Here is an 11,723-nt window from a genome sequence, read left to right on the forward strand (position 1 = left end):
GTAGTGATTTAGAGGAAAGTATTAGGATATTAAATTGCAATCATCAAAATTATCAATTGAAATTTACACAAGCATTTGCCCTGTATAAGGACTAGCAAACAGTTGTTTATTACTTTTCAATGCGCCTGAATTTAGGATAAATGTCCTAGAAGCTCGCAAATGGGCAGAGGTAAGAATATTCAACGCACGTTTCTATTGCTGTGCAATTTTCACCAAATGTAAACCCATTCACAAAGAAGCGGATTAATAGCCATATGTCACTTCAAACTACTGATCAAAGGCTCGAAAGAACAGTTATTGAGACATACTCCAGTCACGTTGAAACTGTATATTACGAAGTAGTTCACTGGATTCCAGGACGGTTTCGTGTTCGCATTCCTCAATTGGCGTGGGACGAAGAATATGCAAACCAACTGAAATATGTTTTAGATAAACAGAGTTTTGTCACTGAATCTCAAATTAACCCACAAGCTAGTTCATTAACTGTTAATTACAATCATGAATGTACTGCTGTGGCGATTGCAACGATTCAAGAAAAATTATTTGATTCTATTCAAAAAGCATCTAGCACTGAAGTTCCTATAGGATGGGCACCAACAGTTGATAGCGCAGAGGGTCATGAGAAAGCGAATAACGAAGTAGATTTTGTTGAGCGCTTAGGTTATCCTATGGCAGGTTTAGCACTTTCGCTATCTGTCATGGCTGGGGCGCCAATTCCTCCTGTTTTAGTTGGTGCGGTTATATTTGTTGGTGCAATACCAGTATTTAAACGAGCATGGGAAGCTATTCAGCAAGAGCGTCAGTTAACAATTGACTTCTTAGATGGTTTAGCAATTGCATTACATACAGCCACAGGACACTTCTTTGCACCATCATTTATGTTGGGTTTAGTAGAAGGTGGTGAAGCGATTCGTGATATGACGGCACGAGGCAGTGAGCGAGCATCTTTAGATTTATTAGATTGCTTGAGCAAAACTGCATTTGTACTGCGTGATGGGCAAGTAGTGGAAATTCCCACCGAACAAGTAGTTGTTGGAGACCATGTAATTGTTTATCCGGGTGACCAAATTCCTGTTGACGGTGTAATCACTGAAGGTACAGGTATTCTAGACCAATGCAAACTTACTGGTGAATCAGTTCCTGTAACGCGCACCATAGGTGAAGAAGTATTTGCATCTACCTTATTAGTAGATGGAACGTTAACTATCCTTGCTGAACGAGTTGGTAACAACACACGTGCTGGTGTAATTGTCAACTTAATGCAAGCGGCGCCTGTACATGATACTCGTGTAGAAAACTATGCAGCATCTGTAGCAAACCAAATGGTAATTCCAACCTTACTAATTGGTACAGGTGTGGGATTAGCCAGCGGCAACTTAGCACGAGCGATTGCACTTTTAACCTTAGACTTTGGTACAGGTATTCGGGTATCAGTTCCAACAACAATTTTATCAGTACTAACCTTTGCAGCACGTAATGGTGTATTAATACGTAGTGGTCGCGCGATTGAAATCTTAGCGAAGATAGACACCGTTGTATGCGATAAGACAGGAACATTAACGATTGGTCACGCAGGTGTAAATGATATTGATATCATGACACACTTTAGCAAAGAAGAAGTTCTATGCTACGCCGCAAGTGCAGAAAAAGGTTTAACACACCCAATCGCTGAAGCAATTGTTCACCACGCTAAAGATACGGGAGTTGCGCTCAAGGAATGCGAAGAATGGGAATATAAAGTTGGTTTAGGCGCCGTTGCCAAAATTGACGGTATAAATATTCTTGTCGGTAGTCCCCGCTTTATGAAGCAGGAAAATGTTGATTTAGAAGCTTATGACCTTCGTTATCCTGATGCAAAAGCAGGTGGACAATCGCTCGTTTATGTAGCAGGTGACGGTGAACTACTTGGTGTAATTCGTTACAGTGACCCACCACGTCCAGAAAGTAAAGAAGTTATCCAAGAACTTAAGGAAATGGGCATAACCGTTCACATGCTTACAGGTGACGTTAAACGGGTTGCTGATTCCATTGCAAATAATCTTGGTATTCATCCTAACAACGTAACTGCTGAAGCTTTCCCAGAGAAGAAAGTAGAAGTTGTCAAAGCAGTGCATGACAGTGGTAAAACAGTAGCATTCTGTGGAGATGGTATTAATGACTCTGCGGCTTTAGCTTATGCCGATGTATCTATATCGTTTGCTGGTGCTACCGACATTGCAAGAGAAACTGCTGATGTTGTGTTAATGGAAGACGACTTACGCGGTTTAATCATGGCAGTTAAATGCGCGCGGCAAGCAATGGATATCATTTGGCAGAACACAGCAATTGTAGCAATTCCCAACTTAGGTGCATTAGTTTCAGGTATCTTCTTTGCCCTCGACCCACTTTTGGCAGTGGTAATAAACAACGGTACTGCAATTTTGGCAGAACTAAATGGTTTACGTCCACTTATTGGTCCTGGCGAAGTTGCACCTTTACAACATCGACTCAATCCAGCCGAACTTATTGAAGAAGAGCGGCGCCTGCATGAAGCTACTCATCAAAACACCGAACCAGCCCGTAATAAGCACTTCAGTGCTTCCATTCCATTAGACCAGCACGAACAGACTCAGCCCTACACCGAACCAAGCAGTATTACACTAACACCACAACAGTTTGAAACAGAAGTAGTAATACTTTCCAACGGTCACTCAACCAACGGTGAAGAAGCCAACGCTATTTTATCTGAGTTGGACAACATGAACCTTGAAGTAAAAAACCTCTTTAACAAGGGTGTGCAACTCAAACAAAACGCCTTAGCAAAACGCTTAGGATTACCAAGCCAAACATTAGCAAGTAATCGAACCAGAGAAGATTTCGCTAATTGGAGCATGACCCAAGACCCTGAAGGAATAGCATGGGCTTATGAGCCAAATACAAAATGCTTCTACACGGTTGAAACTATGAATGAGGAAGAACCAGTTGCTGCAAGCATGGTCTAATCTTGTGGAGCGGGCATCCTTGCCCGCCTCAAACAAAACCAACGCACTTGGAGGCACTGGAACGGGCTTTTGACACCCATTCCACAAGACCATTCCACAACCCGAATAAATTTATTTTGTGAGACTTGTATGTATCGTAAAATTTTAGTAGCACTCCATCGCTCAGATGATATGAGCAAGCATGTATTTAAAGAAGCGCTCTCGCTCGCACTTGCCACCAAAGCATCTTTAAAATTACTGCATGTTCTATCAGTAGATGAAAATGACAGTCCAAGCATCTTAAGCTTAATAAACACCCCAGAAAACAAAAAACATTGGGAAGAATTTGAGAAACCAGGTCTAGACTTACTAAAGTCTCTAGCTCAAGAAGCAATAGCAGCAGGGGTAGTGACAGAATATTACCAAACTTTAGGTAGACCAGGACATATTATCTGTGAAACCGCAAGAAGATGGGAAGCTGGACTAATTGTGATTGGACGACGCGGACTTTCAGGAATGAGCGAACTAATTTTGGGTAGTGTAAGTAACTATGTCACCCATTACGCTCCATGCTCAGTAATGATAGTGCAAGGGCCAGAAAACTTTAGCGCTTCCAATATTCGAGTTCACGAAGCCGCTACGTTTTCATAATATACATCCAGCTAGTATTTATGAACGCTAGTTAGCGCATATCTTTGTTATCTAGCACGCGCGAATTTACCACTCTTACACAGAATACACAGAGGAAGAGAGAAAAGAGTTTTTTACTATTCTCTTAGAAATTTTGTAGCATTTCAAGAACGGATGTCAGGATTTTATTGTTGCAGCGAAGATGTTTACATCCAATTATAGCTTTGATTTAACGTTGCTATCAATGCTGGCAACGGATGTAACGGATAAGTTATTGGTTATAAACAAAATCTAGTTATTTAAAATTAACCATCCGTTACATCCGCTCATAATCCGTTGCCAATCTTGCTCTCTTCTCTGTGTAGAGACCGAATTAATTCGGTCTCTACGCCTCTCTGTGGTAAATATAAATACTAGTTATTTTAATGACATAGACCACTAGTAACCAGATTATTAAGGCAAAGCAATGTCTACTACAAAGTTAAATAAACTATCAACAAGGAAAAAATCCGCTAAACCAGCTTCCATGTCGCGTAAGGATGCTTTTCTATTACGGATGCTGGTATTTGTTCCAATTTGCTTGATTTTACACCATTTAAATGTCAGTCCTAAGATTGTATTCTTAACGGCTGGGTTAGCAATTATTCCTTTAGCTGCGTGGACAGCCAACTTTACAGAAGCTATAGCTAGTCAAATTGGACCTGCTTTGGGTGGTTTGCTAAATGCAACTTTCGGTAATGCTACTGAAATGATTGTTTCAGTTGTTGCGCTCAATGCTGGCTTAATAGACGTGGTAAAAGCTAGCTTAATGGGTTCGATGATTGCCAACCTACTCTTAGGTTTAGGTTTTGCTCTGTTTTTAGGTGGAACGCGTAATCGCTCTTCATGTACACGTGTTAACCACGAGCATCTAAGCACTGTTGCGCGCGTTAATGCTTCTCTACTGAACTTAGTAGTTGTGTTTTTATTGGCGCCAACTGCGATAGAAGTTACATCAATGGCGCTACATATCAAAACTACGAATGAGTTTTCATACATTGCCTCTGGATTACTGCTGGCATCTTACTTATTAATGCTGCTGTTCTCAATGAAAACCCATAGTCATCTCTATGGACTTGATGAGGACGCAGAACCAGAAAGCTATGGTAGTGAAGCGAGAGGTGAAAAGTATAACTTAAAACTGCATATTGGATTACTGCTAGCAACAACAGTTGTTTTGGTGTTCGTTTCAGAAGTACTGGTAGATAGCTTAGGAGAGGCAATTGCTACTACTGGCATGACAAGTCTGTTTACTGGTGTAATTCTACTTCCTATCTTTGGCGCCGCCGTTGAAATCATTACCTGTGGTATCTGTGGAGTAAAAAATAAAGTTAATTTAGCCTCGTCTGTGGCAATAGGTTCTAGTTTACAAATAGCAATGTTTGTAACTCCGATTTTGGTTTTTGCTGGTCTAGCGTTAGGAAAACCAATGAATCTTGATTTTGATAACTTTACAGTCTTAGGAATGGGTATTGCAGTTTTGATGACCAACTCAGTCAGACCTAACAGTCGCTCTAACTGGTTAGAAGGAATACTCCTGCTAATGACTTATTCCATGCTAGCTACAGCATTCTTTTTACACCCTGACATGGCAGGATAAGCAAGTATCAAAATTATTTTGCCAGGTTTAGGCACTCAGAACCAGATCAAAAGGCTACTAATCTAAACGAAGCGTTTGAAATGGAGCAGAATAATGAACTTTCTTGGAGCATCTCTTTCTGTATTGGTGTACTCGCTGTTTCTAGCGTGTTCATGGCTTTTCTTTCTAATTTTGTTGCGGATTGCGTCGATTCTGTTACAGCTGGATTTGGTTGGACAGAGATTTTTGTAGGCGCCATAGTCATTGGCATAATTGGTAATGTGGGCGCCATAATGAGTGCTGTGATTGTGGCATATAGAAGTAAAGTAGACTTAAGCTTTGAAATCGGCATGAATGCTGCCTCTCAAATTGCATTACTCGTAATTCCAACGTTAATCATTGCCTCTAGCATAGTTGGGAAACCAGTCGATTTCCTTTTCTCGCCTCCTCAAATCGCAGCACTAATTGGTAGTGTTATGATTATGACTCAGATATCCCAAGATGGACGGTGTAACTGGTTGAATGGACTGCAAATGCTAATTTTCTTTGGGGTTATCTCTGTATTGTTCTACTATGACCCAACCTGAATTTACGTTGCAATATATAATCATGTTGTAGAGACGTTACATGTAACGTCTCTACACAATATACAGGTATCTGAAAAAACAGCAATTAAAAACCATAATTATGGCAACTAAAATAGTTGAACTAGGAAGCATCGGCGGCTTGCCAGAGTTTAGAGTTGTGATGAATGATGCTAACATTTTACCAATGCCAATAGTTGAAACAAGAAAAACAACTTTAATAGCTACTGTTGTTATAGAGCGCACTGAGAATATCAACGAAGAAGTATTAAAAGCTTTTATACAATCTCTTATGATGGCTGGCGCCTCTGTGCTATTGGCTGGATGCGTACCAGGAGGTGTAATAGCAATGCCGCTTTTTCTACGAACATTTGGCGCCTATGCTGCTTCAAAGGGTATAGAATTAACTGCTGGTCAAATTAAGCTAAATACTGAAACCGTCTATGGTGAATGGGAATGTTTTAAATTTGCTTAAATAATGAAAGAACGAAAATGGAACCAATGGTTCCCATTTCCATAGCAATATTTAAAACTCTTCTCTCTGTGTCTCCGTGGTAAATAAATATACCTGTATTCACAATATAGAACAGCTAAATCAATATTCTAATTAAGCAGGAAAAATTTATGTTTATTTATGTTTACATTACACTATTGAGTTACCATTCATTGTAATATCTAATAATGCCGATTAGAAATGTTATTAGCACTTATTTATAGTGCTGAGAACATTGAGGTATTTTGTACTAGAAAGAAGTAAAGACAGAGAAAAAGCAAGTCTTCAAGCTTTAAGGTGTTGTTTTGCAACAGATAAGCGCGGATATAAAGGATAAATAATTGATTACAATTAAAGTCTAGTTATAAAAAGTAACCTATCCGTTACATCCGTTGATCATCCGTTGCCAATCTTTTATCCACCCAAATTAAATAGCACAGGCAGTATGCCTATGCCACATGTCAATAGCTTCTTTCTAATTTCATCTTCCTTATTCAATTAGAAGAGAATATTTTATGACTTCTACTGCTTCAGACTCTGGGTTTGCTCAACCGACCGAAACGTCTGCTTGGCATACCTTAGAAGTTGTTAAAGCTCTTAAGCGGTTGGGAAGCGACCGCACATTTGGTTTAACGACATCAAAAGTTGGAGAATATTTCAAGCGCTATGGCTCAAATGAACTGGTAGAAAGCGGAACACGTACTCCCGCAGAAATTCTTTGGGACCAGTTCAAAAACATCATGTTATTGATGTTGATTGCTGTAGCAATTATTTCTGCTGTTTTGGATGTACGCGAAGCTCTCACTCTAGGCAAGTTTGTATTTCCTAAAGATGCTGTCGCTATTTTTGTAGTAGTGATTTTGAACGGGGTGTTAGGTTACATCCAAGAAAGCGGCGCCGAAAAAGCTCTAGCTGCTTTAAAAAATCTGGCATCATCTAAGGTACGAGTAATTCGCGATGGAAAAACACTAGAAATCGAATCGAAAGAACTTGTACCAGGGGATGTAATGTTACTTGAAGCGGGGGTTAAAGTTCCTGCTGATGGACGGTTATTAGAAGCTGCTAATTTGCAAGTTCGAGAGTCTGCTTTAACGGGAGAAGCACACGCGGTTAACAAACAAGCCGAAGTACAGCTACCTGAAGATGCACCTCTAGGTGACCGCATTAATCTTGTGTTTTCTGGAACAGAAGTAGTGCAGGGACGAGCAACTGTTTTGGTAACAAGCACAGGAATGCAAACCGAATTGGGAAAAATTGCTAGTGCTTTGCAGTCGGTAGAGTCTGAACCTACACCACTGCAAAAACGCATGAACCAACTAGGTAACGTTTTGGTGACAGGCGCCTTAGTGTTAGTAGTGTTGGTAATTGCGGGTGGTACTCTATATAATCCAAGTTTGTTTGAAGAACTGGTAAAAGTTTCTTTGAGTATGGCAGTAGCAGTAGTACCAGAAGGTTTACCTGCTGTTATTACAGTGACGCTTGCACTAGGAACGCAACGCATGGTGAAGCGGAACGCGCTTATACGTAAATTACCAGCAGTGGAAACTCTTGGTTCTGTAACTACCATTTGTTCTGACAAAACCGGAACTTTAACCCAAAACAAAATGGTGGTGCAAAATGTTTGTACCAATAGCAATACAGCGCGTGTTACAGGAGAAGGATATACACCGAATGGTGAATTTCAATGGCAAAATAAAACCCAACTTTCTAATGCACATCCAGAACTTCAAGCTTTGTTACTAGCTTGTGTGCTATGTAATGATGCCATTTTACAGAAGGAAAATGGTGATTGGTCAATTTTAGGTGACCCTACAGAAGGCGCCTTATTATCAGTAGCAGGTAAAGGAGGTTTCCGTAAAGACGAACAAGATAATAGATTTGCTCGTGTAGCTGAATTTCCATTTTCTTCAGAACGCAAACGCATGAGTGTAATGGTAGAAGCAGGAGGTTCTGGCGCCGGCATAAGTGCTTTCCATCTCCAGGCTACAAATTATTTAATGTTTACCAAAGGTTCACCCGAATTAACCTTAGAGCGATGCACCCACATTCAAGTTGGGCATGAAATAGAACCCTTAACTTCACAACAGCGTTCGCAAATTTTGGAACAAAACAACCAAATGGCAGGACGAGGATTAAGAGTTTTAGGATTTTCCAACAAACTATTAAAAGAGTTACCACCAGAAGGTTCTGAAGAAACTTCTGAAAATGGCTTAACTTGGTTGGGGTTAGTAGGAATGCTCGATGCACCCCGTCCAGAAGTGCGAGATGCTGTCGCGCGTTGTCGAAGTGCGGGTATTCGTCCAGTAATGATTACAGGTGACCACCAATTAACAGCGAAAGCAGTCGCTGAAGACTTGGGTATTGCCAGACCAGAGGACGAAGTTCTTACAGGTCGTGAGTTAGAGAAATTCGACATGGCTCAACTAGAGCAACATGTAGACCGAGTAAGTGTATACGCGCGCGTTTCTCCAGAACACAAACTCAAAATAGTTCAAGCACTCCAACGTCGGGGTCATGTAGTAGCAATGACAGGAGATGGAGTCAACGACGCTCCAGCACTGAAGCAAGCGGATATCGGTGTTGCAATGGGAATAACAGGAACCGATGTCAGTAAAGAAGCTAGTGACATGGTGCTGTTAGATGACAACTTTTCAACTATTGTTGCAGCTACAGAAGAGGGACGTGTTGTTTATATCAACATTCGTCGCTTCATTCGGTATATTCTAGGAAGTAATATTGGAGAAGTATTAACCATTGCAGCGGCGCCGTTGATGGGATTAGGGGGTGTACCATTATCACCATTGCAAATTCTTTGGATGAACCTGGTAACAGATGGAGTCCCAGCATTAGCTCTAGCAGTTGAACCTGGTAGACCAATTGTGATGCAACAACCGCCTAAAAATCCTAAAGAAAGCATTTTTGCACGGGGGTTAGGAACATACATGATTCGGATTGGAATCGTGTTAGCAGTAGTGACAATTGCGATGATGTCTTGGGCTTACGGTTACACCAGGTCATACACAGAAGGTGGACTCGACCCAGACCGATGGAAAACAATGGTATTTACGACCTTGTGTTTAGCACAAATGGGACATGCATTAGCCATTCGGTCAAACACTCGCTTGCTTATAGAAATTAACCCCTTCTCCAACCCATATATCCTGCTTTCAGTAGTATTCACATCAATACTGCAACTGCTTTTAATTTACGTTGAACCATTACGGAACTTCTTCAGCACCCATTATCTAACATTCACAGAATTAATGATATGTGTTGGCTTCAGTGCCATCATCTTTGTATGGATTGAAGCAGAAAAACTATTCACCCGTTGGTTCCTAAAAGCCCGCAAATAAGAGACTTCCAAAAATTTAATTCTCCATGTTGTGGAATGGGCATCCTTGCCCGTTCTTTATCTAGGGCGGGCAAGGATGCCCACCCCACAAGAAATTTTTGGGTATTTTTTTATTTGGAAGTCCCTAAACAAACGTAGAGACGTGACATGTCACATCTCCTCCACAACCCACAATCATTATTAGAGGTAACAAAAAATGGCTAAGAAAGAAAGACAAGAATCCGAAACTAATTTTTTTGATGGCATCAAGCAAAAAACTGAAGATGCAATGGGAGGTATATTTGGTCAGTCAAACAAAGATGACGAAGACAGGGAAAATATAAACTTCAGAAATGAACGTAATGAAGACGATGACGAAGACGATGACGATGATGATGAGGATGAAGATGATTAGAGAATGTTTGAAGATTTTAATCCCCCCTAGCCCCCCTTAATAAGGGGGGGACAAGAAAGGAAACAAATCTTAGAACAAGAAAGGAAACAAATCTCAGAACAAGAAAGGAAACAAATCTTAGAACAAAAAAGAAACCCAATCTTAGCCCCCCTTAGTAAGGGGGGTTGGGGGGATTAAATTATAGAAGAAATAATTATGGAAGTAAAAAATCAGCCCATCGCAATTCAAATTTCTGAACAACCACTCCGCTATAACCCAGAAGCAATAGCGCATAAATTTGATTCAAACAAAATACGAGTAATAAAACGGTGGCTAGAAATATTGCTTCCTATAATTAGCTTCGCCGCTCAATGGTGGTGGTATAGAATAATACGATTAAAACCCCACATTAAACACCACCATCTAGCAATAAAACTACGACAACACCTAACAAACCTTGGAACCGCTTACATTAAAGTAGGTCAAGCACTATCTACCCGTCCTGACTTACTACCTACAGTATACCTTGATGAACTTACTAAACTTCAAGATGAATTACCAGCGTTTCCTACAAAAATAGCACATCAATTTATACTAGAAGAATTAGGCGCCGCACCACAGGAAATATACGCCGAATTAACCGAACTACCTATAGCTGCAGCATCCCTAGGACAAGTATATAAAGGCAAATTAAAAACTGGAGAAATAGTTGCCGTAAAAGTACAACGACCCGACTTAGCAGACAAGATAGCTTTAGATTTGTACATTCTGCGAGTATTAACTGTCTGGTTAGAAAAACGTTTCAGTAAAATTCGCACTAATTTAGTTGCTATTTTAGATGAATTAGGTGCCCGTTTATTTGAAGAAATGGACTATATTCAGGAAGGTAACAACGCCGAAAAATTTGCCAGTTTATATAGTAATATTACTGATATTTATGTGCCAAAAATTTATTGGCAATATACCAACCGTCGTGTATTAACGATGGAATGGATACAAGGAACTAAATTAACTCACATATCAGAAATTAATGCTCAAGGTATAAACGCGCGTCATTTAGTTGAAGTTGGTATCCAATGTACCCTACGGCAACTACTAGAACACGGCTTTTTCCACGCAGACCCCCACCCAGGTAATTTACTAGCGATGGAAAACAGTAAACTAGCTTATCTAGACTTCGGCATGATGAGCTACATAGAACCATATCAACGATATGCTTTAATAAATGCCCTAGTTCATATAGTTAATCGAGACTTTACAGCCCTAATTCAAGATTATATCGACTTAGATTTTTTACCACCCGATGTAGATGTAGCTCCCGTTCGTGGCGCCTTGACCACATTATTTAATGATGCACTCACCTCCAATGTAGCCGAGCTAAATTTTCAAGTTATTATCCAAAAACTTTCTGAGTTAATGTACGAACACTCCTTCCAAGTACCAGCATACTACGCCCTTATCATCCGCGCGCTGGTAGCATTAGAAGGAATTGCTATGAAAATAGACCCAGACTTTAAAGTTTTAGTATCCGCATATCCCTATGTAGCAAAACGTTTATTAACCGACCCGGCGCCTGAACTAAGAAAGAGTTAAATCCCCCCAACCCCCCTTAATAAGGGGGGGCTAAGAATAGCTCTCTTGTTCCCCCCTTATTAAGGGGGGTTAGGGGGGATCAAAAATCTGCGTCAACACATCAAAACTAATGACACGAAC

General features: G+C 40.4%; 7 protein-coding genes and 1 pseudogene. All 8 read left to right on the forward strand.

The features are described from left to right. The first annotated feature begins 254 nt into the window (after window positions 1–254). Window positions 255–2,981 (forward strand): heavy metal translocating P-type ATPase, encoded by a 2,727-nt coding sequence (locus tag DSM106972_RS13210; protein WP_127081141.1) that lies wholly within the window; start codon window positions 255–257, stop codon window positions 2,979–2,981. A 129-nt stretch (window positions 2,982–3,110) separates the two neighbouring features. Further along, window positions 3,111–3,611, forward strand: coding sequence for a universal stress protein (locus DSM106972_RS13215; RefSeq protein WP_127081142.1), 501 nt, complete (start codon window positions 3,111–3,113; stop codon window positions 3,609–3,611). Window positions 3,612–4,116: 505 nt separating this feature from the next. Then, complete coding sequence (gene cax, locus DSM106972_RS13220; protein WP_127081211.1) at window positions 4,117–5,229, forward strand: calcium/proton exchanger; 1,113 nt, start codon at window positions 4,117–4,119, stop codon at window positions 5,227–5,229. Between the two features lie 80 nt (window positions 5,230–5,309). Further along, window positions 5,310–5,795, forward strand: a complete 486-nt coding sequence (locus DSM106972_RS13225; protein ID WP_127081143.1) for a calcium:cation antiporter family protein — start codon at window positions 5,310–5,312, stop codon at window positions 5,793–5,795. 100 nt (window positions 5,796–5,895) lie between these two features. After that, on the forward strand, window positions 5,896–6,267 hold the full coding sequence (locus DSM106972_RS13230) for a hypothetical protein (RefSeq protein ID WP_127081144.1): 372 nt from the start codon (window positions 5,896–5,898) through the stop codon (window positions 6,265–6,267). Window positions 6,268–6,800: 533 nt separating this feature from the next. Beyond that, the gene (locus DSM106972_RS13235) at window positions 6,801–9,638 is read left to right on the forward strand and encodes a cation-translocating P-type ATPase (protein WP_127081145.1); all 2,838 of its coding nucleotides are present in this window, start codon (window positions 6,801–6,803) and stop codon (window positions 9,636–9,638) included. 195 nt (window positions 9,639–9,833) lie between these two features. Beyond that, on the forward strand, window positions 9,834–10,031 hold the full coding sequence (locus DSM106972_RS13240) for a hypothetical protein (protein ID WP_127081146.1): 198 nt from the start codon (window positions 9,834–9,836) through the stop codon (window positions 10,029–10,031). Between the two features lie 228 nt (window positions 10,032–10,259). Continuing rightward, window positions 10,260–11,600, forward strand: a pseudogene (locus DSM106972_RS13245) (ABC1 kinase family protein); the annotation flags it as partial. Between the last annotated feature and the right edge of the window lie 123 nt (window positions 11,601–11,723).

The sequence above is a fragment of the Dulcicalothrix desertica PCC 7102 genome (assembly GCF_003991905.1).
Classification (GTDB): Bacteria; Cyanobacteriota; Cyanobacteriia; order Cyanobacteriales; family Nostocaceae; genus Dulcicalothrix; species Dulcicalothrix desertica.

What these genes read in the sequence shown, in the direction of transcription:
- DSM106972_RS13210 (WP_127081141.1), top strand. Translation starts at nt 255, where the DNA reads ATGTCACTTCAAACTACTGATCAAAGGCTCGAAAGAACAGTTATTGAG.
- DSM106972_RS13215 (WP_127081142.1), top strand. Translation starts at nt 3,111, where the DNA reads ATGTATCGTAAAATTTTAGTAGCACTCCATCGCTCAGATGATATGAGC.
- cax (WP_127081211.1), top strand. Translation starts at nt 4,117, where the DNA reads ATGTCGCGTAAGGATGCTTTTCTATTACGGATGCTGGTATTTGTTCCA.
- DSM106972_RS13225 (WP_127081143.1), top strand. Translation starts at nt 5,310, where the DNA reads ATGGAGCAGAATAATGAACTTTCTTGGAGCATCTCTTTCTGTATTGGT.
- DSM106972_RS13230 (WP_127081144.1), top strand. Translation starts at nt 5,896, where the DNA reads ATGGCAACTAAAATAGTTGAACTAGGAAGCATCGGCGGCTTGCCAGAG.
- DSM106972_RS13235 (WP_127081145.1), top strand. Translation starts at nt 6,801, where the DNA reads ATGACTTCTACTGCTTCAGACTCTGGGTTTGCTCAACCGACCGAAACG.
- DSM106972_RS13240 (WP_127081146.1), top strand. Translation starts at nt 9,834, where the DNA reads ATGGCTAAGAAAGAAAGACAAGAATCCGAAACTAATTTTTTTGATGGC.